14 protein-coding genes are annotated in these 24,371 nt (G+C 50.7%); 11 read left to right on the top strand and 3 right to left on the bottom strand.

Annotated elements, in window-relative coordinates:
• Positions 1-45 precede the first annotated feature (45 nt).
• The 5 genes from hpaB to yjiA all read left to right on the top strand — a co-directional run bounded on the left by hpaB (position 46) and on the right by yjiA (position 5,901).
• On the top strand, positions 46-1,608 hold the full coding sequence (hpaB, locus tag G434_RS06410) for a 4-hydroxyphenylacetate 3-monooxygenase, oxygenase component (protein ID WP_000801481.1): 1,563 nt from the start codon (positions 46-48) through the stop codon (positions 1,606-1,608).
• 17 nt (positions 1,609-1,625) lie between these two features.
• Entirely contained in the window at positions 1,626-2,138 is a 513-nt protein-coding gene (locus tag G434_RS06415) for a 4-hydroxyphenylacetate 3-monooxygenase reductase subunit (RefSeq protein WP_001175460.1), read from the top strand.
• A 392-nt stretch (positions 2,139-2,530) separates the two neighbouring features.
• On the top strand, positions 2,531-4,681 hold the full coding sequence (gene btsT, locus G434_RS06420; protein WP_001309197.1) for a pyruvate/proton symporter BtsT: 2,151 nt from the start codon (positions 2,531-2,533) through the stop codon (positions 4,679-4,681).
• A gap of 49 nt (positions 4,682-4,730) precedes the next feature.
• Entirely contained in the window at positions 4,731-4,934 is a 204-nt protein-coding gene (locus tag G434_RS06425; RefSeq protein ID WP_000467859.1) for a YbdD/YjiX family protein, read from the top strand.
• Positions 4,935-4,944: 10 nt separating this feature from the next.
• The gene (yjiA, locus tag G434_RS06430; RefSeq protein WP_001309196.1) at positions 4,945-5,901 is read left to right on the top strand and encodes a GTPase; all 957 of its coding nucleotides are present in this window, start codon (positions 4,945-4,947) and stop codon (positions 5,899-5,901) included.
• Between the two features lie 45 nt (positions 5,902-5,946).
• On the opposite strand, the gene mrr is transcribed toward yjiA, so the two are convergent.
• Positions 5,947-6,861 (bottom strand): adenine/cytosine-specific restriction endonuclease Mrr, encoded by a 915-nt coding sequence (gene mrr, locus G434_RS06435; protein ID WP_000217934.1) that lies wholly within the window; start codon positions 6,859-6,861, stop codon positions 5,947-5,949.
• 187 nt (positions 6,862-7,048) lie between these two features.
• Between mrr and hsdR the strand changes: the two genes are divergently transcribed.
• From hsdR to hsdS, 3 genes are all read left to right on the top strand, one after another.
• Complete coding sequence (gene hsdR, locus G434_RS06440) at positions 7,049-10,561, top strand: type I restriction-modification system endonuclease (RefSeq protein WP_000981385.1); 3,513 nt, start codon at positions 7,049-7,051, stop codon at positions 10,559-10,561.
• A gap of 200 nt (positions 10,562-10,761) precedes the next feature.
• Positions 10,762-12,351 carry a type I restriction-modification system methyltransferase gene (gene hsdM, locus G434_RS06445; protein ID WP_001063200.1) on the top strand — a complete coding sequence of 530 codons (1,590 nt, stop codon included), beginning with the start codon at positions 10,762-10,764 and terminating at the stop codon, positions 12,349-12,351.
• Complete coding sequence (hsdS, locus tag G434_RS06450) at positions 12,348-13,742, top strand: type I restriction-modification system specificity subunit (protein WP_001272445.1); 1,395 nt, start codon at positions 12,348-12,350, stop codon at positions 13,740-13,742. The genes hsdM and hsdS overlap by 4 nt, the downstream gene beginning before the upstream one ends.
• A gap of 191 nt (positions 13,743-13,933) precedes the next feature.
• On the opposite strand, the gene G434_RS06455 is transcribed toward hsdS, so the two are convergent.
• Positions 13,934-14,902, bottom strand: a complete 969-nt coding sequence (locus tag G434_RS06455; protein WP_073970534.1) for an IS5 family transposase — start codon at positions 14,900-14,902, stop codon at positions 13,934-13,936.
• Between the two features lie 133 nt (positions 14,903-15,035).
• Between G434_RS06455 and symE the strand changes: the two genes are divergently transcribed.
• The 3 genes from symE to mcrC all read left to right on the top strand — a co-directional run bounded on the left by symE (position 15,036) and on the right by mcrC (position 17,964).
• Complete coding sequence (gene symE / locus G434_RS06460; RefSeq protein ID WP_000132601.1) at positions 15,036-15,377, top strand: endoribonuclease SymE; 342 nt, start codon at positions 15,036-15,038, stop codon at positions 15,375-15,377.
• A gap of 161 nt (positions 15,378-15,538) precedes the next feature.
• The gene (mcrB, locus tag G434_RS06465; protein ID WP_000443951.1) at positions 15,539-16,918 is read left to right on the top strand and encodes a 5-methylcytosine-specific restriction endonuclease subunit McrB; all 1,380 of its coding nucleotides are present in this window, start codon (positions 15,539-15,541) and stop codon (positions 16,916-16,918) included.
• Positions 16,918-17,964, top strand: coding sequence for a 5-methylcytosine-specific restriction endonuclease system specificity protein McrC (mcrC, locus tag G434_RS06470; protein ID WP_000437621.1), 1,047 nt, complete (start codon positions 16,918-16,920; stop codon positions 17,962-17,964). Before mcrB ends, mcrC begins: the two co-directional genes overlap by 1 nt.
• Before the next feature lie 56 nt (positions 17,965-18,020).
• Here mcrC and G434_RS06475 read toward each other — a convergent pair whose 3' ends face one another.
• Positions 18,021-24,365: a DEAD/DEAH box helicase gene (locus tag G434_RS06475; RefSeq protein WP_016238980.1), complete on the bottom strand. Its 6,345-nt coding sequence runs from the start codon at positions 24,363-24,365 to the stop codon at positions 18,021-18,023.
• Between the last annotated feature and the right edge of the window lie 6 nt (positions 24,366-24,371).

The raw sequence follows: 24,371 nt of genomic DNA, 5'->3' as shown, positions 1-24,371 counted from the left end.
CACAAAATTAACAATCGTATTCCGATTAATACTGTAGAGGTCGACATGAAACCAGAAGATTTCCGCGCCAGTACCCAACGTCCGTTCACCGGGGAAGAGTATCTGAAAAGCCTGCAGGATGGTCGCGAGATCTATATCTATGGCGAGCGAGTGAAAGACGTCACTACTCATCCGGCATTTCGTAATGCGGCAGCGTCTGTTGCCCAACTGTACGACGCGCTGCACAAACCGGAGATGCAGGACTCTCTGTGTTGGAACACCGACACCGGCAGCGGCGGCTATACCCATAAATTCTTCCGCGTGGCGAAAAGTGCCGACGACCTGCGCCAGCAACGCGACGCCATCGCTGAGTGGTCACGCCTGAGCTATGGCTGGATGGGCCGTACCCCAGACTACAAAGCTGCTTTCGGTTGCGCACTGGGCGCGAATCCGGGCTTTTACGGTCAGTTCGAGCAGAACGCCCGTAACTGGTATACCCGTATTCAGGAAACTGGCCTCTACTTTAACCACGCGATTGTTAACCCACCGATCGATCGTCATTTGCCGACCGATAAAGTGAAAGACGTTTACATCAAGCTGGAAAAAGAGACTGACGCCGGGATTATCGTTAGCGGTGCGAAAGTGGTTGCCACCAACTCGGCGCTGACTCACTACAACATGGTTGGCTTCGGCTCGGCACAAGTAATGGGCGAAAACCCGGACTTCGCGCTGATGTTCGTTGCGCCAATGGATGCTGATGGCGTGAAATTAATCTCCCGCGCCTCTTATGAGATGGTCGCGGGTGCTACCGGCTCACCGTATGACTACCCGCTCTCCAGCCGCTTCGATGAGAATGATGCGATTCTGGTGATGGATAACGTGCTGATCCCATGGGAAAACGTGCTGATCTACCGCGATTTTGATCGCTGCCGTCGCTGGACGATGGAAGGCGGTTTTGCCCGTATGTATCCGCTGCAAGCCTGTGTGCGCCTGGCAGTGAAACTCGACTTCATTACGGCACTGCTGAAAAAATCACTCGAATGTACCGGCACCCTGGAGTTCCGTGGTGTGCAGGCCGATCTCGGTGAAGTGGTGGCGTGGCGCAACACCTTCTGGGCATTGAGTGACTCGATGTGTTCTGAAGCGACGCCGTGGGTCAACGGGGCTTATTTACCGGATCATGCCGCACTGCAAACCTATCGCGTACTGGCACCAATGGCCTACGCGAAGATCAAAAACATTATCGAACGCAACGTTACCAGTGGCCTGATCTACCTCCCTTCCAGTGCCCGTGACCTGAACAATCCGCAGATCGACCAGTATCTGGCGAAGTATGTGCGCGGTTCGAATGGTATGGATCACGTCCAGCGCATCAAGATCCTCAAACTGATGTGGGACGCCATTGGCAGCGAGTTTGGTGGTCGCCACGAACTGTATGAAATCAACTACTCCGGTAGCCAGGATGAGATTCGCCTGCAGTGTCTGCGCCAGGCACAAAGCTCCGGCAATATGGACAAGATGATGGCGATGGTTGATCGCTGCCTGTCGGAATACGACCAGAACGGCTGGACTGTGCCGCACCTGCACAACAACGACGATATCAACATGCTGGATAAGCTGCTGAAATAACGCAGCAGGAGGTTAAGATGCAATTAGATGAACAACGCCTGCGCTTTCGTGACGCGATGGCCAGCCTGTCGGCAGCGGTAAATATTATCACCACCGAGGGCGACACCGGACAATGCGGGATTACGGCAACGGCTGTCTGCTCGGTCACGGATACACCACCGTCGCTGATGGTGTGCATTAACGCCAACAGTGCGATGAACCCGGTTTTTCAGGGCAACGGCAAGTTGTGCGTCAACGTCCTCAACCATGAGCAGGAACTGATGGCACGCCACTTCGCGGGCATGACAGGCATGGCGATGGAAGAGCGTTTTAGCCTCTCATGCTGGCAAAAAGGTCCGCTGGCGCAGCCGGTGCTAAAAGGTTCGCTGGCCAGTCTTGAAGGTGAGATCCGCGATGTGCAGGCAATTGGCACACATCTGGTGTATCTGGTGGAGATTAAAAACATCATCCTCAGTGCAGAAGGTCACGGACTTATCTACTTTAAACGCCGTTTCCATCCGGTGATGCTGGAAATGGAAGCTGCGATTTAAGCTCCAGCCCCTTCACGCATTCGTCGAAGGGGCATTTTTATTGTGATCTCAATCACATATCCACCCGATGAATAATTCTTGCCCAACCGCTCACCGCCATTCCTGACCGCTTACATCCCTAAAATAACCACTCAGTTATTTACCTTACTTTACGCGCGCGTATCTCTGGCAACATCACTGCAGGATAGCGGTCAATTTACCTCCTCAAACGCAACGCAAACCTAGAACGGCTTCGGCCTATGATTAACAAATTACTCTATGGATTTTGGTTTGCAGGAAGGCAGCAAGTGAGTGAATCCCCGGGAGCTTACAACAGTAAGTGTCAGAGGTGAACGAACGCAGCTGCCGCACCTGTAAGCCAAAAGACGACGAGTAAAATGCCAGGTTTTACTATGGATACGAAAAAACTATTCAAGCACATACCCTGGGTGATTCTCGGAATCATCGGTGCATTCTGCCTCGCGGTAGTTGCATTACGTCGGGGGGAGCACGTCAGCGCCCTGTGGATCGTGGTCGCCTCTGTGTCGGTGTATCTGGTGGCGTATCGCTACTACAGTTTGTACATCGCCCAGAAGGTGATGAAACTCGACCCCACGCGCGCGACGCCTGCGGTTATTAACAACGACGGTCTGAACTACGTTCCGACCAACCGTTACGTGTTGTTTGGTCACCACTTCGCCGCTATCGCCGGTGCTGGTCCGCTGGTTGGTCCGGTTCTCGCCGCGCAGATGGGCTACCTACCTGGCACGCTGTGGCTGCTGGCGGGGGTAGTACTGGCCGGTGCGGTACAGGACTTTATGGTGCTGTTTATCTCCTCTCGCCGTAACGGCGCATCTCTCGGTGAGATGATCAAAGAAGAGATGGGACCAGTACCGGGGACTATCGCGCTGTTTGGCTGTTTCTTAATCATGATCATCATCCTTGCCGTCCTGGCGCTGATTGTGGTTAAAGCCCTGGCCGAAAGCCCGTGGGGTGTTTTCACCGTTTGCTCAACCGTACCGATTGCGCTGTTTATGGGTATCTACATGCGCTTTATCCGTCCGGGGCGTGTGGGTGAAGTCTCTGTCATTGGTATCGTGCTGCTGGTTGCCTCTATCTACTTCGGTGGCGTGATTGCTCACGATCCGTACTGGGGTCCGGCACTGACCTTTAAAGACACCACCATTACCTTCGCGCTGATTGGCTATGCGTTTGTTTCCGCACTGCTGCCGGTGTGGCTGATCCTCGCACCGCGCGACTATCTGGCAACCTTCCTGAAAATCGGCGTTATCGTCGGCCTGGCGCTGGGTATCGTGGTGCTGAACCCGGAACTGAAAATGCCTGCGATGACCCAGTACATTGACGGTACTGGCCCGCTGTGGAAAGGCGCTCTGTTCCCGTTCCTGTTCATCACCATCGCCTGTGGTGCGGTATCTGGCTTCCACGCGCTGATCTCTTCCGGTACGACGCCGAAACTGCTGGCTAATGAAACCGACGCGCGTTTCATTGGCTACGGCGCAATGCTGATGGAGTCCTTCGTGGCGATTATGGCGCTGGTTGCTGCGTCCATCATCGAACCGGGTCTTTACTTCGCGATGAATACCCCGCCTGCTGGCCTTGGCATCACCATGCCTAACCTGCATGAAATGGGTGGCGAGAACGCGCCGATCATCATGGCGCAGCTGAAAGACGTTACCGCACACGCGGCGGCAACCGTCAGCTCCTGGGGCTTCGTGATTTCGCCAGAGCAGATCCTGCAAACCGCGAAAGACATTGGTGAGCCTTCTGTCCTGAACCGTGCAGGTGGTGCGCCGACGCTGGCGGTAGGTATCGCTCATGTGTTCCACAAAGTGCTGCCGATGGCTGACATGGGCTTCTGGTATCACTTCGGTATTCTGTTCGAAGCCCTGTTCATCCTGACCGCGCTGGATGCGGGTACCCGTTCTGGCCGCTTTATGCTGCAAGACCTGCTGGGTAACTTCATCCCGTTCCTGAAAAAAACCGACTCTCTGGTTGCCGGTATCATCGGTACTGCGGGCTGTGTGGGTCTGTGGGGCTACCTGCTGTATCAGGGCGTGGTCGATCCGCTGGGCGGCGTTAAGAGCCTGTGGCCGCTGTTCGGTATCTCCAACCAGATGCTGGCAGCCGTGGCGCTGGTACTGGGCACCGTTGTGCTGATTAAGATGAAGCGCACCCAATACATCTGGGTTACCGTTGTTCCGGCTGTATGGCTGCTTATCTGCACCACCTGGGCACTGGGTCTGAAACTGTTCAGCACCAACCCACAGATGGAAGGCTTCTTCTACATGGCAAGCCAGTACAAAGAGAAGATTGCTAACGGTACTGACCTGACGGCGCAGCAGATTGCCAACATGAACCACATTGTTGTGAACAACTACACCAACGCGGGCCTGAGTATTCTGTTCCTGATTGTGGTGTACAGCATCATCTTCTACGGTTTCAAAACCTGGCTGAAGGTGCGTAACAGCGACAAACGTACTGACAAAGAAACACCGTACGTTCCAATCCCGGAAGGCGGCGTGAAGATCTCTTCGCACCACTAACCGTGTTTAGCCCCGCTTCGGCGGGGCTTTGTTCTTATCAGAGTGAACTATGTTTGGTAACTTAGGACAGGCAAAAAAATATCTCGGCCAGGCGGCGAAGATGTTGATTGGCATTCCAGACTACGACAACTACGTCGAGCATATGAAGACCAACCATCCCGACAAGCCGTACATGAGCTATGAAGAATTCTTCCGCGAACGCCAGAACGCGCGCTACGGCGGCGATGGTAAAGGCGGTATGCGCTGTTGTTAATGGAGAGAGCATGAACCCGATTGCAGTTACCCTACTCACCGGTTTTTTAGGCGCGGGCAAAACCACCCTGCTGCGCCATATTCTTAACGAACAACACGGCTACAAGATTGCCGTGATTGAAAACGAATTCGGCGAAGTCTCCGTTGATGATCAACTGATTGGTGACCGCGCCACGCAGATCAAAACGCTGACCAACGGCTGCATCTGCTGTTCGCGCTCCAACGAGCTGGAGGACGCGCTACTCGACCTGCTGGATAATCTCGACAAGGGCAATATTCAGTTCGACCGTCTGGTCATTGAATGCACCGGCATGGCCGATCCCGGCCCGATTATTCAGACCTTTTTCTCCCATGAGATTTTATGCCAGCGTTACCTGCTGGACGGCGTGATTGCGCTGGTGGATGCGGTACATGCCGATGAGCAGATGAACCAGTTCACCATCGCCCAGTCACAGGTTGGCTACGCCGACCGTATTCTGCTGACTAAAACCGACGTCGCAGGCGAAGCAGAAAAACTGCGCGAACGCCTGGCGCGCATCAACGCCCGTGCACCGGTCTACACCGTTACCCACGGCGACATCGACCTGGGCCTGCTGTTCAACACCAACGGTTTTATGCTGGAAGAGAACGTCGTCAGCACCAAACCGCGTTTCCACTTTATCGCGGATAAACAAAACGATATTTCGTCGATTGTGGTGGAACTGGATTACCCGGTAGATATCAGCGAAGTTTCCCGCGTGATGGAAAACCTGCTGCTGGAATCGGCGGATAAACTGCTGCGTTACAAAGGGATGCTGTGGATTGACGGCGAAGCTAACCGCCTGCTGTTCCAGGGCGTCCAGCGCCTCTACAGCGCCGACTGGGACAGACCGTGGGGCGATGAAAAACCGCATAGCACGATGGTGTTTATCGGGATTCAGTTGCCGGAGGATGAGATTCGGGCGGCGTTTGCGGGGTTGAGGAAGTAAGGGGTTATGGGCCGGATAAGGCGCAGCCGCATCCGGCCTGATATTTCACTCAAAATAGTCCATATCCAGTTTCGGCACCTTCAACAAACGTGAAGAAACCCCTACTTCGTTTTCGATCATTAAGTGCACCAGGCGTTCCCCATCAACCAACACCATACCCTCGACGGATTGAGCAAAGTCACGCGCCTGAGACGTAAATCCAGAAGTGGTAATAAACACCCCACGTTTCGCCTTTTGCCCAGCCAGTGCGCCGTAAAATGCCTGTAATTCTGGCCTGCCTACAGTGTTCTGCCAACGTTTTGCCTGAACATAAACTTTCTCCAGGCCAAGTTTATCAAGCGATATCACACCATCGATGCCACCATCTCCAGTACCGCCAACACGCTGCAAATCATCACGGTGGCCGCCATACCCCAGGCGATGCAAAACATCCAGAACAATGACTTCAAAGCGCGAAGGAGAAACCTGCAATAAGTTTTCCAGAACCTCATCAGCCACCGCATCACGAAGCTCTTTTAGCGCCTGATCTAACCGATCGTCCGGGCTGCTCTTTGCTAGTTCTTCATGATCGGGAGAGTCGGCTTTCGGATCTAAATCGACGGCATCCGGCCGTGACTTAAGTTTGACATTCACAAAATCGAAGGCCAGATGGTTCGTCTCCTGCTCCGTCATTGGCTGGGGATGAGACGCAACCCAGTCAAAACCCGCAGGAGTCAGGCACCATTTGCCACGCGACAAACTTTGCGACAACCCGGCACGTTTTAAACGGTCATGTGCCCAGCCTGCACGATTTTTATAAACAAGTTGTCCGCTGGTAATGACTTTCGCTCGCTGGCTGTCATCCAGTCCTAATGCATCCGCGGCAGCCTCATGAACATCACGCGCGGCTGCACCTTCCGGTTTTGTCGCCAGATAACGCAGAACAGGTTCAATAAATTTGTCATAGGTAGGAACCGTCATAGTACATCCTTGCAGAATCAGGTAGATGTTTTTCGGCTACTATAACACTACCAAAATAGACGAACACGTTAGAAATGAGTCAGTTGCTGTGACTCCGGTCATTGTCCGGAAAGGTACAGAAAGCTAAGATAAGACGTTATGGGCCTTAAATATTTGGACAGGCCCACACAGCAATGGATTAATAACAATGATGAATAAATCCAACTTCGAATTCCTGAAGGGCGTCAACGACTTCACTTATGCCATCGCCTGTGCGGCGGAAAATAACTACCCGGATGATCCCAACACGACGCTAATTAAAATGCGTATGTTTGGCGAAGCCACAGCGAAACATCTTGGTCTGTTACTCAACATCCCCCCTTGTGAGAATCAACACGATCTCCTGCGCGAACTCGGCAAAATCGCCTTCGTTGATGACAACATTCTCTCTGTATTTCACAAATTACGCCGCATTGGTAACCAGGCGGTGCACGAATATCACAACGATCTCGACGATGCCCAGATGTGCCTGCGACTCGGGTTCCGCCTGGCTGTCTGGTACTACCGTCTGGTCACTAAAGATTATGACTTCCCGGTGCCGGTGTTTGTGTTACCAGAACGTGGCGAGAACCTCTATCACCAGGAAGTGCTGACGCTAAAACAACAGCTTGAACAGCAGGTGCGAGAAAAAGCGCAGACTCAGGCAGAAGTCGAAGCGCAACAGCAGAAGCTGGTTGCCCTGAACGGCTATATCGCTATTCTGGAAGGCAAACAGCAGGAAACAGAAGCGCAAACCCAGGCTCGCCTTGCGGCGCTGGAAGCACAGCTCGCCGAGAAGAACGCGGAACTGGCCAAACAGACTGAACAGGAACGTAAGGCTTACCACAAAGAAATTACCGATCAGGCCATCAAGCGCACACTCAACCTTAGCGAAGAAGAGAGCCGCTTCCTGATTGATGCGCAACTGCGTAAAGCAGGCTGGCAGGCCGATAGCAAAACCCTGCGCTTCTCCAAAGGCGCGCGCCCGGAACCCGGCGTCAATAAAGCCATTGCCGAATGGCCGACCGGGAAAGATGAAACGGGTAAACAGGGCTTTGCGGATTATGTGCTGTTTGTCGGCCTCAAACCCATCGCGGTGGTAGAGGCGAAACGTAAAAATATCGACGTTCCCGGCAAGCTCAATGAGTCGTATCGCTACAGTAAATGCTTCGATAATGGCTTCCTGCGGGAAACCTTGCTTGAGCACTACTCACCGGATGAAGTGCATGAAGCGGTGCCGGAGTATGAAACTAGCTGGCAGGACTCCAGCGGCCAACAACGGTTTAAAATCCCCTTCTGCTACTCCACCAACGGGCGCGAATACCGCGCAGCAATGAAGACTAAAAGTGGCATCTGGTATCGCGACGTGCGTGATACCCGCAATATGTCGAAAGCCTTACCCGAGTGGCATCGCCCGGAAGAGCTGCTGGAAATGCTCGGCAGCGAACCGCAAAAACAGAATCAGTGGTTTGCCGATAATCCCGGCATGAGCGAGCTGGGCCTGCGTTATTATCAGGAAGATGCCGTCCGCGCGGTGGAAAAGGCAATCGTCAAGGGTCAACAAGAGATCCTGCTGGCGATGGCGACCGGTACCGGTAAAACCCGCACCGCAATTGCCATGATGTTCCGCCTGATCCAGTCCCAGCGTTTTAAACGCATTCTCTTCCTTGTGGATCGCCGTTCTCTTGGCGAGCAGGCGCTGGGGGCGTTTGAAGATACGCGTATTAACGGCGACACCTTCAACAGCATTTTCGACATTAAAGGGCTGACGGATAAATTCCCGGAAGACAGCACCAAAATTCACGTTGCCACCGTACAGTCGCTGGTGAAACGCACCCTGCAATCAGATGAACCGATGCCGGTGGCCCGTTACGACTGTATCGTCGTCGATGAAGCGCATCGCGGCTATATTCTCGATAAAGAGCAGACCGAAGGCGAACTACAGTTCCGCAGCCAGCTGGATTATGTCTCTGCCTACCGTCGCATTCTCGATCACTTCGATGCGATAAAAATCGCCCTCACCGCCACCCCGGCGTTGCATACGGTGCAGATTTTCGGCGAGCCGGTTTACCGTTATACCTACCGTACCGCGGTTATCGACGGTTTTCTGATCGACCAGGATCCACCAATTCAGATCACCACCCGCAACGCACAGGAGGGTGTTTATCTCTCCAAAGGCGAACAGGTAGAGCGCATCAGCCCGCAGGGGGAAGTAATCAACGACACCCTGGAAGACGATCAGGATTTTGAGGTCGCCGACTTTAACCGTGGCCTGGTGATCCCGGCGTTTAACCGCGCCGTCTGTAACGAACTCACCAACTACCTTGACCCGACCGGGTCGCAAAAAACGCTGGTCTTCTGCGTCACCAATGCCCATGCCGATATGGTGGTGGAAGAGTTGCGTACCGCGTTCAAGAAAAAGTATCCGCAACTGGAGCACGACGCGATAATCAAGATCACCGGTGATGCCGATAAAGACGCGCGCAAAGTGCAGACCATGATCACCCGCTTCAATAAAGAGCGGCTGCCCAATATTGTGGTAACCGTCGACCTGCTGACGACCGGCGTCGATATTCCGTCGATCTGTAACATCGTGTTCCTGCGTAAAGTACGCAGCCGTATTCTGTACGAGCAGATGAAAGGCCGCGCCACGCGCTTGTGCCCGGACGTGAATAAAACCAGCTTTAAGATTTTCGACTGCGTCGATATATACAGCACGCTGGAGAGCGTCGACACCATGCGTCCGGTGGTGGTGCGTCCTAAGGTGGAGCTGCAAACGCTGGTCAACGAAATTACCGATTCAGAAACCTATAAAATCACCGAAGCGGATGGCCGCAGTTTTGCCGAGCACAGCCATGAACAACTGGTGGCGAAGCTCCAGCGCATCATCGGCCTGGCCACGTTTAACCGTGACCGCAGCGAAACGATAGATAAACAGGTGCGTCGTCTGGATGAGCTATGCCAGGACGCGGCGGGGGTGGGCTTTAACGGCTTCGCCTCGCGCCTGCGGGAAAAAGGGCCGCACTGGAGCGCCGAAGTCTTTAACAAACTGCCTGGCTTTATCGCCCGTCTGGAAAAGCTGAAAACGGACATCAACAACCTGAATGATGCGCCGATCTTCCTCGATATCGACGATGAAGTGGTGAGTGTAAAATCGCTGTACGGTGATTACGACACGCCGCAGGATTTCCTCGAAGCCTTTGACTCGCTGGTGCAACGTTCCCCGAACGCGCAACCGGCATTGCAGGCAGTTATTAATCGCCCGCGCGATCTCACCCGTAAAGGGCTGGTCGAGCTACAGGAGTGGTTTGACCGCCAGCACTTTGAGGAATCTTCCCTGCGCAAAGCATGGAAAGAGACGCGCAATGAAGATATCGCCGCCCGGCTGATTGGTCATATTCGCCGCGCTGCGGTGGGCGATGCGCTGAAACCGTTTGAGGAACGTGTCGATCACGCGCTGACGCGCATTAAGGGCGAAAACGACTGGAGCAGCGAGCAATTAAGCTGGCTCGATCGTTTAGCGCAGGCGCTGAAAGAGAAAGTGGTGCTCGACGACGATGTCTTCAAAACCGGCAACTTCCACCGTCGCGGCGGGAAGGCGATGCTGCAAAGAACCTTTGACGATAATCTCGATACCCTGCTGGGCAAATTCAGCGATTATATCTGGGACGAGCTGGCCTGACACGTATACACTTCATCCTTCAGGCTGCCTCTGCGTTGGCTGCGCTCGTTCACCCCGGTCACGTACTTCTGTACGCTCCCGGGGATTCACTCACTTGCCGCCTTGATGCAACCTGAATGATTTTGTGTATATTACCCTCGGCAATTTCTTCTTCTGCGGCTCGATGAATTTGGGCCGCTGCTTAATTTACGGAACTCACAATGAACAATAACGATCTGGTCGCGAAGCTGTGGAAGCTGTGCGACAACCTGCGCGATGGCGGCGTTTCCTATCAAAACTACGTCAATGAACTCGCCTCGCTGCTGTTTTTGAAAATGTGTAAAGAGACCGGTCAGGAAGCGGAATACCTGCCGGAAGGTTACCGCTGGGATGACCTGAAATCCCGCATCGGCCAGGAGCAGTTGCAGTTCTACCGAAAAATGCTCGTGCATTTAGGCGAAGATGACAAAAAGCTGGTACAGGCAGTTTTTCATAATGTTAGTACCACCATCACCGAGCCGAAACAAATAACCGCACTGGTCAGCAATATGGATTCGCTGGACTGGTACAACGGCGCGCACGGTAAGTCGCGCGATGACTTCGGCGATATGTACGAAGGGCTGTTGCAGAAGAACGCGAATGAAACCAAGTCTGGTGCAGGCCAGTACTTCACCCCGCGTCCGCTGATTAAAACCATTATTCATCTGCTGAAACCGCAGCCGCGTGAAGTGGTGCAGGACCCGGCGGCAGGTACGGCGGGCTTTTTGATTGAAGCCGACCGCTATGTTAAGTCGCAAACCAATGATCTGGACGACCTTGATGGCGACACGCAGGATTTCCAGATCCACCGCGCGTTTATCGGCCTCGAACTGGTGCCCGGCACCCGTCGTCTGGCACTGATGAACTGCCTGCTGCACGATATTGAAGGCAACCTCGACCACGGCGGCGCAATCCGTCTGGGCAACACCCTGGGCAGCGACGGTGAAAACCTGCCGAAGGCGCATATTGTCGCCACTAACCCGCCGTTTGGCAGCGCCGCAGGCACCAACATTACCCGCACCTTTGTTCACCCGACCAGCAACAAACAGCTGTGCTTTATGCAGCATATTATCGAAACGCTGCATCCCGGCGGTCGTGCGGCGGTGGTGGTGCCAGATAACGTGTTGTTTGAAGGCGGCAAAGGCACCGACATCCGTCGTGACCTGATGGATAAGTGTCATCTGCACACCATTCTGCGTCTGCCGACCGGTATTTTTTACGCGCAGGGCGTGAAGACCAACGTGCTGTTCTTTACCAAAGGCACAGTGGCGAACCCGCATCAGGATAAGAACTGCACCGACGACGTGTGGGTGTATGACCTGCGTACCAATATGCCGAGTTTCGGCAAGCGCACACCGTTTACCGACGAGCATTTGCAGCCGTTTGAGCGCGTGTATGGCGAAGACCCGCACGGTTTAAGCCCGCGCACTGAAGGTGAATGGAGTTTTAACGCCGAAGAGACGGAAGTTGCCGACAGCGAAGAGAACAAAAACACCGACCAGCATCTTGCTACCAGCCGCTGGCGCAAGTTCAGCCGTGAGTGGATCCGCACCGCAAAATCCGATTCGCTGGATATCTCCTGGCTGAAAGATAAAGACAGTATTGATGCCGACAGCCTGCCGGAGCCGGATGTATTAGCGGCAGAAGCGATGGGCGAACTGGTACAGGCGCTGTCTGAACTGGATGCGCTGATGCGTGAACTGGGGGCGAGCGATGAGGCCGATTTGCAGCGTCAGTTGCTGGAAGAAGCGTTTGGTGGGGTGAAGGAATGAGTGCGGGGAAATTGCCGGAGGGGTGGGTTATCGCCCCAGTATCTACGGTCACAACTCTAATCCGAGGAGTAACGTATAAAAAAGAGCAGGCAATAAATTATCTAAAAGATGATTATTTGCCTCTTATCCGTGCGAACAATATTCAGAATGGCAAGTTTGATACTACGGACTTGGTTTTTGTTCCTAAAAATCTTGTTAAAGAAAATCAAAAAATATCTCCTGAAGATATTGTTATTGCAATGTCATCAGGGAGCAAATCCGTAGTTGGTAAATCCGCACATCAGCATCTACCATTTGAATGTAGTTTCGGCGCATTTTGCGGTGTATTACGTCCTGAAAAACTTATATTTTCTGGTTTTATTGCTCATTTCACAAAATCTTCTCTTTATCGAAACAAAATTTCATCACTTTCTGCTGGTGCAAATATTAATAATATTAAGCCGGCAAGCTTTGATTTGATAAATATACCAATCCCACCACTTGCCGAACAAAAAATCATCGCTGAAAAACTCGATACGCTGCTGGCGCAGGTAGACAGCACCAAAGCACGTTTTGAGCAAATCCCACAAATCCTGAAACGTTTTCGTCAAGCGGTATTGGGGGGCGCAGTTAATGGAAAATTGACAGAAAAATGGCGTAATTTTGAGCCGCAACATTCTGTATTTAAGAAGTTAAATTTTGAATCTATCTTAACTGAATTACGTAATGGTCTTTCATCAAAGCCAAATGAAAGTGGTGTTGGTCATCCAATACTACGCATTAGTTCTGTACGTGCTGGCCATGTAGATCAAAACGATATTCGGTTTCTAGAATGTTCAGAAAGTGAACTAAACCGCCACAAATTACAAGATGGAGATCTTTTATTTACTCGCTATAACGGAAGTTTAGAATTTGTTGGTGTTTGTGGGTTATTGAAAAAATTACAACATCAAAATTTGCTATATCCTGATAAACTTATTCGAGCTCGATTAACCAAAGATGCTTTACCAGAATATATCGAAATATTTTTTTCATCCCCCTCAGCACGAAATGCAATGATGAACTGCGTGAAAACAACTTCTGGTCAAAAAGGTATTTCAGGAAAAGATATCAAATCCCAAGTTGTTTTATTACCTCCAGTAAAAGAACAAGCCGAAATCGTTCGCCGCGTCGAGCAACTCTTCGCCTACGCCGACACCATAGAAAAACAGGTCAACAACGCCTTAGCCCGCGTCAACAACCTGACGCAATCCATCCTGGCAAAAGCGTTCCGTGGTGAACTTACCGCCCAGTGGCGGGCCGAAAACCCGGATTTGATCAGCGGAGAAAACAGCGCCGCCGCGTTGCTGGAAAAAATCAAAGCTGAACGCGCAGCTAGCGGGGGTAAAAAAGCCTCACGTAAAAAATCCTGAACATTATTTTCTGGCGCACCTTTCCGGTGCGCTTTTTATTATTTCACGCCAATCATAACCCACATAAATATATTTAAATCATTCCAGAAATTGCCCATTTTATTCTATTTTTAGCTGGACTTTCCCCATATTTACGGCTTTGTTGAATAAATCAGATTTCGGGTAAGTCTCCCCCGTAGCGGGTTGTGTTTTCAGGCAATACGCACGCTTTCAGGCATACCTGCTTTCGTCATTTTGTTCAGCGCTCGTACCAGGGCCATAGCCTCTGCAACCTGACCATCGTAGTCACGCAGTGTCAGTGAACCTCCGAACAGCTGTTTTACCCGGTACATCGCCGTTTCCGCTATCGAGCGACGGTTATAATCTGTTGTCCATTTCCACCGCGCATTACTCCCGGTCAGCCGCTGATTCGCAACAGCACGGTTACGGTCTGCATATTCACCGGGCCAGTAACCCGCGCCTTTTCGGGGCGGGATAAGCGCGCTGATTTTCTTACGCCGCAGTTCATCGTGACAGAGCCGGGTGTCGTAAGCGCCGTCTGCCGATGCTGCCCTGATTTTTCTGTGAGTCTGCCGGATAAGACCCGGGAAGGCTTCTGAGTCCGTCACATTGTTCAGCGACAGGTCTGCACAGATGATTTCATGTGTTTTGCTGTCAACTGCCAGATGCAACTTTCGCCATATACGACGGCGTTCTTTGCCGTGTTTTTTGACTTTCCATTCGCCTTCACCAAAGACCTTCAGCCCGGTGGAATCAATCACCAGATGCGCGATTTCACCTCGGGTGAACGTTTTGAAACTGACATTAACCGACTTTGCGCGCTTGCTGACACTGGTGTAATCCGGGCAGCGCAACGGAACATTCATCAGTGTAAAAATGGAATCAATAAAACCCTGTGCAGCCCGCAGGGTCAACCTGAACACGCGTTTAATGACCAGAACGGTGGTGATGGCGAGATCAGAATAGCGCTGAGGTCTTCCCCGTGATGAAGGCGTTGCCGACTCATACCAGGCCTGAATAGCTTCATCATCCAGCCAGAAAGTTATGGAGCCACGGTTGATGAGGGCTTTATTGTAGGTGGGCCAGTTGGTGATTTTGAACTTTTGCTTTGCCACGGAACGGTCTGCGTTGTCGGGAAGATGCGTGATCTGATCCTTCAACTCAGCAAAAGTTCGATTTATTCAACAAAGCCCATATTTACTGATGATATATACAGGTATTTAGCGCGGTGCGGATGTGCGCCAACACACCCGCATCGCTAATCACAATCACTATTCCTGGAGAATAGCAGTTATGACTGACACGCATTCTATTGCACAACCGTTCGAAGCAGAAGTCTCCCCGGCAAATAACCGTCATGTCACCGTCGGTTATGCGAGTCGCTACCCGGATTACAGCCGTATTCCCGCCATCACCCTGAAAGGTCAGTGGCTGGAAGCCGCCGGTTTTGCCACTGGCACGGCGGTAGATGTCAAAGTGATGGAAGGCTGTATTGTCCTCACCGCCCAACCACCCGCCGCCGAGGAGAGCGAACTGATGCAGTCGCTACGCCAGGTGTGCAAACTGTCGGCGCGTAAACAAAAGCAGGTGCAGGCGTTTATTGGAGTGATTGCCGGTAAACAGAAAGTCGCGTAACAGCGTTTACTCCCGGTTAACCACCGGGAGCCTTCCACTGACTCAATAGAAACTTTCCCCCTCAGTAAATATTTACCAGTCTGATTTTGCAGTAAAAATCTATTGTTTCAGTACGTTGCGAAAGCGATAATAGAGGCTTAGCAATGAGGAAGGCATATCTTATGGAATCTATTCAACCCTGGATTGAAAAATTTATTAAGCAAGCACAGCAACAACGTTCGCAATCCACTAAAGATTATCCAACGTCTTACCGTAACCTGCGAGTAAAATTGAGTTTCGGTTATGGTAATTTTACGTCTATTCCCTGGTTTGCATTTCTTGGAGAAGGTCAGGAAGCTTCTAACGGTATATATCCCGTTATTCTCTATTATAAAGATTTTGATGAGTTGGTTTTGGCTTATGGTATAAGCGACACGAATGAACCACATGCCCAATGGCAGTTCTCTTCAGACATACCTAAAACAATCGCAGAGTATTTTCAGGCAACTTCGGGTGTATATCCTAAAAAATACGGACAGTCCTATTACGCCTGTTCCCAAAAAGTCTCACAGGGTATTGATTACACCCGATTTGCCTCTATGCTGGACAACATAATCAACGACTATAAATTAATATTTAATTCTGGCAAGAGTGTTATTCCACCTATGTCAAAAACTGAATCATACTGTCTGGAAGATGCGTTAAATGATTTGTTTATCCCTGAAACCACAATAGAGACGATACTCAAACGATTAACCATCAAAAAAAATATTATCCTCCAGGGGCCGCCCGGCGTTGGAAAAACCTTTGTTGCACGCCGTCTGGCTTACTTGCTGACAGGAGAAAAGGCTCCGCAACGCGTCAATATGGTTCAGTTCCATCAATCCTATAGCTATGAGGATTTTATACAGGGCTATCGTCCGAATGGCGTCGGCTTCCGACGTAAAGACGGCATATTTTACAATTTTTGTCAGCAAGCTAAAGAGCAGCCAGAGAAAAAGTATATTTTTATTATAGATGAAATCAATCGTGCCAATCTCAGTAAAGTATTTGGCGAAGTGATGATGTTAATGGAACATGATAAACGAGGTGAAAACTGGTCTGTTCCCCTAACCTACTCCGAAAACGATGAAGAACGATTCTATGTCCCGGAGAATGTTTATATCATCGGTTTAATGAATACTGCCGATCGCTCTCTGGCCGTTGTTGACTATGCCCTACGCAGACGATTTTCTTTCATAGATATTGAGCCAGGTTTTGATACACCACAGTTCCGGAATTTTTTACTGAATAAAAAAGCAGAACCTTCATTTGTTGAGTCTTTATGCCAAAAAATGAACGAGTTGAACCAGGAAATCAGCAAAGAGGCCACTATCCTTGGGAAAGGATTCCGCATTGGGCATAGTTACTTCTGCTGTGGGTTGGAAGATGGCACCTCTCCGGATACGCAATGGCTTAATGAAATTGTGATGACGGATATCGCCCCTTTACTCGAAGAATATTTCTTTGATGACCCCTATAAACAACAGAAATGGACCAACAAATTATTAGGGGACTCATAGTGGAACAGCCCGTGATACCTGTCCGTAATATCTATTACATGCTTACCTATGCATGGGGTTATTTACAGGAAATTAAGCAGGCAAACCTTGAAGCCATACCCGGTAACAATCTTCTTGATATCCTGGGGTATGTATTAAATAAAGGGGTTTTACAGCTTTCACGCCGAGGGCTTGAGCTTGATTACAATCCTAATACCGAGATCATTCCTGGCATCAAAGGGCGAATAGAGTTTGCTAAAACAATACGCGGCTTCCATCTTAATCATGGGAAAACCGTCAGTACTTTTGATATGCTTAATGAAGACACGCTGGCTAACCGAATTATAAAAAGCACATTAGCCATATTAATTAAGCATGAAAAGTTAAATTCAACTATCAGAGATGAAGCTCGTTCACTTTATAGAAAATTACCGGGCATTAGCACTCTTCATTTAACTCCGCAGCATTTCAGCTATCTGAATGGCGGAAAAAATACGCGTTATTATAAATTCGTTATCAGTGTCTGCAAATTCATCGTCAATAATTCTATTCCAGGTCAAAACAAAGGACACTACCGTTTCTATGATTTTGAAAGAAACGAAAAAGAGATGTCATTACTTTATCAAAAGTTTCTTTATGAATTTTGCCGTCGTGAATTAACGTCTGCAAACACAACCCGCTCTTATTTAAAATGGGATGCATCGAGTATATCGGATCAGTCACTTAATTTGTTACCTCGAATGGAAACTGACATCACCATTCGCTCATCAGAAAAAATACTTATCGTTGACGCCAAATACTATAAGAGCATTTTTTCACGACGAATGGGAACAGAAAAATTTCATTCGCAAAATCTTTATCAACTGATGAATTACTTATGGTCGTTAAAGCCTGAAAATGGCGAAAACATAGGGGGATTATTAATATATCCCCACGTAGATACCGCAGTGAAACATCGTTATAAAATTAATGGCTTCGATATTGGCTTGTGTACCGTCAATTTAGGTCAGGAATGGCCGTGTATACATCAAGAATTACTCGACATTTTCGATGAATATCTCAAATAAGCGGTAAGTTTTATAGAAAATACCGCTCCCGACACCACATCGGGAGCGGCTCATCATCAGGAGGCGATCACCTCCACCAGCACATCCGTTGCCCAACTCTCTTCGCTGTTGGCGACATTCCCTTCCTTGCAGGCCTGAGCCATTTTGACTAACTGGAAAGAAACGTCATCGCGGAAATGAAAGTAATGCCATTGCGATGAAAAGTTGATGCGCCAGTAGCCCATCCCCTGATCGAAGCGGATCTTCAATACCTGACCATCCTCAAAAGTCACCGTCAGTTTACGATGGTGAGGGATATCGCGCGGCGAGTCGAACACCGTCAGTTCTACCGGCCTGCCCAGCGCAGCAGCAAACCACTGATCAGCGAAATCCTGAAAATCCGCTATGCTCATCCAGTCATGGAAAGGCCGGTTACCGGGGCGATCTTTATCTTTAAATAGCGTATCCAGCGTCACTTCAGCGCCATCGGTCAGCTTTGTTTTTAGCGGTCTCAGAATTGATCCCAACAACGCCAGCGCAACCGGGTTTTGCAGATAGCGATCGGTATAGTGAACGCCGGTAATTCGCGTGTTATTCATCAGTGACTGCGCTTCTTCATGGTCGTTAAACAGCACGTCCCAGAAGCGTTGCCCAAACTGCGACAGTGGTCCATTCAACTGTTTGTGGATCTGAATGTCTTTGACCCGCTCGACAGCGTTGGTGGCTTTAGCCGGCAGAATAAACTCGTTCAGTTCTACCGTTTTATAACCGAGACTACGCACCACCAGTTCGTCATTCAGGTGCCACTCCGGCCCCGGAATCGTTGCCTGCTGGCTGCGAGAGGCCAGCGTCATCACGCGATCGGTAAAGGTGACCTGGGCAACGATCGGTAATTGCAGATCCTGTTCAACATGGCACAGCCGCACACCCAGCGCAGTAAATTGCGATAGTTCATGCAACAGGTCCGGGTCATCCACTCCCGTAGGAATAACAAGATCGACCTCGACGTTGTCTTTTAGCCGATAGTTCTGAACCGCCGCGCGGAACTGACGTGCGTATAAATCCCACTCATTGGGCGCGCCGGTCATCCACAGGGTGAGCTTTTCAGCGCCTTCGTTAATCGCCCGGCGAATCGTATCGCCAATGGCGCCAGGGCAGTAGCGGGCATCCGGCAGCGAGAATGTCTCTTCATCCGGTAAACCGATGTAATACGTGAAGTCATCGCCAAGCCAGGCCAGCGCCGCTTTGCGATCCAGCAAATCGTGATCGTGGCGAGTCTGGGAATCAAGCAGGCATTCACTACATGCAGTCTCACAATGGCGGCAGCCTAACTGTTTCACCATTCCCTGCAATATAGCTTCAATGTGTACCGGTGCGCTGGAGGCAAAACCTGCACCACCGCTGATCACATCATAAAGCTGTACGGCTAATACCGATTGCCCATCCTCCAGTCTGACCGGACGTACAGAATAGCCGAGTTCTGCGGCGGAGATACCCAGAACGCCCGCCAGCGCCTGACGCAGAGCAACCGCCAGAGTCATGGCAACAATCCGCCCCTCCTCTGTGTTATCTGGCAGATACTCGCCGTTTTGCGGTTTGCGCAGAACCATTTCAAAGACATCGGTACGCGCCAGTGCGCCCAGGGTGACATTCTTCATGAGTGCCGTCGAACCGGGGCAAATCAGACGATGATTCTGGCTGTCGCGATCCGCTTTACCCGGACGCGGTGGATAGTGAGCTTCCATACTTTTCGGCGCATCATTTTCATTCAGCATCGACTCAGCACGGCCACAGCTCAGACACAATGCATAACCGTGTCCACCTTCCCCCAAACTTTGCTGGAAAACATGCCCATCAGCCCCAGAAGCCATATAACCCATTAGCGGGTTAGGCAACGGTACGGGCTCTGCTTTAACAAAGACCCACGCGGGGACAACCGGGACGAATTTCATGGTTTCAATATTGTTCGTTACCGGAGCGTGTGCATCGGTGACAAACCCGGCAGGCTGCAGCACCTGACGGCGATTATCCATGATTATTTTTTCGCCGCAGGCGCTATTGGAGCAAAAGAGCATCCCGGAACTGCTCATCCCCTCTTCATAGCCAATGGTCCCGCATTTGTGACAGCGCCAGGCGCAATCCAGACGCTGGGCTTCATTGGTATCAGCATTAATGTTGTGCCAGTGCAGTGAGACACCGGCAGAGCGGAAGACACGGCCATCAAGGATGATCTCTGCTCCCGGTGCATATTCACGAATGGCAACACCGAGGTTACGGGAAGGTAATCCTTTATAACGGGAAACGTTATCTTCACGGTCCTTTTTATCACGACTTTTCTGCGATTTTTCGCGGATATAATCTTCCATCGTGAAGTTATCAAACGTCACTACATCTGTCGGGAAACCGTATCCCGGCAGGAAGGTTCTGGCAGCCAGATCGCGCAGCAGATACTCGCCACAGTGCCGTTTCTTCTCCAGCTCTATGCGCTTACGATAAGGCGTTTGCGGCTGCGACTCACGCTCCTGTGTCACGAGATCGCGATAAACGGAGAGCCACCGCTGTTGCAGGAAGGTGATCGCGTTGATTGTTTTATCCCGCAGATATTCGGCTCTTGCACCATGCAACGCCGTACCTTTCACCAGCCGTTCCAGCGCCGTGTCGATATCAAGAACCGGACGTTCCAGCCAGATTTTAAAGCGTTCGCATTTTGACTGCCCGTCATCTTCACCGAAAAACCAGAGGCTATCGAGGCTGGTTTTTTCTTTATCGGTTTCGCCAATAACGTTACATAAAAAGTCGGACAGTAATAATGCATTGACGTGACGTTGCACCAGTCGGGCGGAGTTCATCGCGACCATGGGTGCCGGGATCATGGTTTCAAATGGCCAGAGCGGGTTGGCAAAAACCTGCTGGTCGTGTGGGTTACCTTTACATAGGGTGTAAGAGATCGCGCGTGATTCTTTACTACGCCCGGCTCGCCCGGCGCGCTGTAAATAGTTGGCCGGATGTGGCGGTACGTTGTTCATTACCACCGCAGTAATACCCCCGATATCAACCCCCATTTCCATGGTGGTGGAACAGTTGAGAACATTTAGTTGCCCATTCTTGAACATCTTTTCATAGCTTTGCAGACGTTCTGACGACTGCTGGGCAGAGTGCTCGGCAGTACGATAGTAGAAGCCGCCTTCCACGACACGATCGTTAATGTCTGTCCAGACGTTTTCCGACCGCAATTGTGCGATCAGCGGATCATGGCTGACCCAGTCGCGTGCTTTTGCCAGACCCTCTGCGTAGTCTTCCTGTGAACGATCCAGCTTCCAGATTTCCGGCATTGTGACTTTCTGCGCGACAAAAGTGTCATATTGCGCCAGGGTAAGATGCTCGAACGAAATATGGGTAGGCAGATAAGGGGTTAAGCCTTTAAAAGCCGTATCCAGGATTTTATTGGTTACCGGGCAAATCCAGGCATCCGTGATTAAAGAAAAAGTCATATGCTCTTTCGGTAAATAAAAACGGTTGCCATCGGGTTTCAGTACTGCAAGCGGTCCGGTAAGTTGGGCCCATGCTTCTTTCAGCCATGTATTGATAATATCAATAGTTGCCGCATTGACGGTTTTGAATCCAGCCCCCAGCATCAGCAACTTCGCTAAACGATGGGATACGTTGCCATTACGAATTTGAGGCCAGCGTCTGTTCTGATTATCTTCAGGATCTTTTGATTCCGGGTTACGGACGAATTTTGATGAAAAACGGCTACCAATCCAGTTTTTCAGCTCATCATCCAGCTGTGTGAAGTTGCTCTCGCGAACGTAATGATCCAACGTAACCTTGAGAAAATCGCGCCAGTCATCCAGCGTTAATCCTTTTTCCTGCCAGTGCAAGGGGCTCTTATGTATTTTCTCCAGCCCCTGGTAACCAACCTGAACCAGCCCCTGTGTTTCCAGGCTGTTAGTCCGTTTAGGGCGACGCATGAATTCCCGGAACAACAACATTTCAGAAAGCTTAAGGGGGCCGCCGTTTTCATTAAACACTTCAGGCTTAAGATAATGGTTATATTGCAGAACCGGCCCGCGGATATCGGCTCTCTCTTTAAGCTCGTTAACCATCTCCGTCCAGGTTCGGGATACCAGGATAGTCGCAGCTTTCCCACCGGTTGCAGCCTGATAAGCCTGTTCAAGCTGTTCAGCCTGTGCTTGTGACAATTTCGCCTGGTCTGGCATTCCCCAGCTTCGATATTCTTCTGCCTGCTCACGGGCTTGCTTCGCCCTGGCCGCTAATTTTTCCAGATCGGCATTGGCATTCGGCGCTGTAGACGTTTGCGTCCTTTGATGCCAGCTGAGAATTTCGACTACGCTTCCGCGTAAGCGACTGCGTTCTGCTTCTTGCTGCATACGCACCGCCATTCGGGCTGTCCCTTGTCGACTGTCTGTAAAGGTGATGAGTCGACGACCTCGTCCTGGCAACGAATCTGGTCCGACGCCCTCTTTGCCTTCATCACTGGTAAAGTCCTGACAATACTCTAGAACGGTGGGCACGATATTAGTAACGTAAAATGGCCCACCTAATAGTGCACGCCGGAAGGGCTGTTTCCCACTCATGCCTCTGTAGCCACAGCCACTGGCACTACAAACCTGTTCAATATCATTAATAATCAGCGGAATGCTGTCATTGTTAATAACGCCAATACGGCGCGTCTGACGGTCGAGGCGTTGTAGGGTATAACCTGCCTCGCTGGTCTCTCCTGCGGCAATAATCAACGGAGGCTGAAAACTGTTCTCTTTTTCGACTTTTTCTTCTGTAGCGTCATGTTCAACAGGTACTTCATCCTGCAAAGAGAATTCATCGCCACCTTTATTTTCCCACTGGACTAGTTTGCCCTTTTTGTCCCGTGCCAGAAGATGAGGCTCATTACAATCATTACAGAATGCAACTTCGTATACAGGGCTTCCACAGTCACAATTTTGTCGCTGGTTCACATACACATAGCCAAAGGGCCAGCCTTTGTCGAGCGGTGTACCGTGCTTTAATCTGCAATCTTTATCAACACAAGCCCATATTCCCTGGGTATTACGCTGGAAGATATGCGCCCTGACTTTAAGAAATGCGGGATCCTTTGCATTAGGTTGAGTCCCTGAACAGACATCGATCCAACGCAGTACTTCCTGCTGGCTGTAATGCTGTTTTGTCAGCACGTGTAACCGCTCTGTTATCTCATCCAGCTTCATCGGATTGGGCTGTTTGACCAACATCTCACGTATGTAACGCGCTTCGGGGGAATGCGTAAGCGCATAAAAGCGCTCAGGACTTATCCCTTTAATTTTATTATCATTTTTATCTCTTAGATCCAGATCAGGTATTTGCTCTATCTCGTCTAACGGAACAGAAACGTTTTTGGATGGTTCCAGTTCAGGAATCACCCGACTTCCGTCCAGAACATCGATGCGCTCCTGCGGGATACCGGATAATTCAGAGAGAAATTTTTTCAGCTGCTTTTCAGCGTCGCTGCCGGCAATGGTCGCAGAGGTCGCGACAAAGCGCACGTCATCTGGTGTCACGCCAAACGCGGTCATCACACGACGCAGCTGGAGCGCCAGTTCAGCGGCCTGCGACCCTACATAGGTATGCGCTTCATCCAGTACAATCCAGCGTAGTGATTTTTGTGCTTTAGATTGCTGGATAATCGGGGCGTCGACCTGGCGAACCATCATATATTCCAGCATCGTGCCGTTGGTCACCAGAATCGGCGCAGGTTCTTCACGCATTTTTTCGCGCGAGAGCACCTCATTCGGCCTTTTTGCCTGTTCGCTTTTTACCGAAGCGTGTAGGTTTTCGGTGTTGCCGTTGTAAAGGCAGTAGCGGATCCCTGTACCAAAACCACGCGTCCAGGCATCCAGACGCTCGCGCTGTGAATTAATCAGGGCGTTCAATGGATAGAGAAAAAGGGCTCGGACACCGACCAACGGATTGTTGCCATTTTCATGCAGTTCCCGGTAAAGATCTTCCAGCACCGGTACCATAAAACATTCCGTTTTACCTGAACCCGTACCACTGGTTACCACCACTGAATGTTTCTTTTCCAGCAAAGCTTTCCAACTGGCTAACTGGTGCGTAAAAGGCCTCCAGTCAGCACCAAACCGGTACCGGCCATTATTCTGATCATCCAGTGAATCAACCACTGCTTTGCTCAACAATGCGTTGCCTTCCGTCAGGCTGCGCATCGTGTGGTTTGACTCCTTCCAGCCAAACATTTGCTGGAATACCGGAGAAGCAAGGAATGAGCCCGGTTTCCCACAATCAGCCCCCATTTGTTGCGCGAGATGTTCACGCAGCTGCGGGTTGGTAACGCCCATGATACTGAGCGTTGCTTCAGTTGAACGAGACAACGATTGTTCAATAAGTGACGAAAAATAGCGTGTAGTCATCCTTAT

Source organism: Escherichia sp. KTE172, from assembly GCF_000408845.1.
In the GTDB taxonomy this organism is placed as follows: domain Bacteria; phylum Pseudomonadota; class Gammaproteobacteria; order Enterobacterales; family Enterobacteriaceae; genus Escherichia; species Escherichia coli.
The sequence above is the reverse complement of the archived record's forward strand: the minus strand, read 5'-3'. Positions and strand labels throughout refer to the sequence as shown.

Bases quoted from the DNA above. Each gene is read 5' to 3' on its own strand.
- G434_RS06425 (WP_000467859.1), top strand. From the start codon at position 4,731: ATGTTTGGTAACTTAGGACAGGCAAAAAAATATCTCGGCCAGGCGGCG.
- yjiA (WP_001309196.1), top strand. From the start codon at position 4,945: ATGAACCCGATTGCAGTTACCCTACTCACCGGTTTTTTAGGCGCGGGC.
- mrr (WP_000217934.1), bottom strand. From the start codon at position 6,861: ATGACGGTTCCTACCTATGACAAATTTATTGAACCTGTTCTGCGTTAT.
- symE (WP_000132601.1), top strand. From the start codon at position 15,036: ATGACTGACACGCATTCTATTGCACAACCGTTCGAAGCAGAAGTCTCC.
- btsT (WP_001309197.1), top strand. From the start codon at position 2,531: ATGGATACGAAAAAACTATTCAAGCACATACCCTGGGTGATTCTCGGA.
- hpaB (WP_000801481.1), top strand. From the start codon at position 46: ATGAAACCAGAAGATTTCCGCGCCAGTACCCAACGTCCGTTCACCGGG.
- G434_RS06415 (WP_001175460.1), top strand. From the start codon at position 1,626: ATGCAATTAGATGAACAACGCCTGCGCTTTCGTGACGCGATGGCCAGC.
- hsdM (WP_001063200.1), top strand. From the start codon at position 10,762: ATGAACAATAACGATCTGGTCGCGAAGCTGTGGAAGCTGTGCGACAAC.
- hsdS (WP_001272445.1), top strand. From the start codon at position 12,348: ATGAGTGCGGGGAAATTGCCGGAGGGGTGGGTTATCGCCCCAGTATCT.
- hsdR (WP_000981385.1), top strand. From the start codon at position 7,049: ATGATGAATAAATCCAACTTCGAATTCCTGAAGGGCGTCAACGACTTC.
- G434_RS06475 (WP_016238980.1), bottom strand. From the start codon at position 24,365: ATGACTACACGCTATTTTTCGTCACTTATTGAACAATCGTTGTCTCGT.
- mcrB (WP_000443951.1), top strand. From the start codon at position 15,539: ATGGAATCTATTCAACCCTGGATTGAAAAATTTATTAAGCAAGCACAG.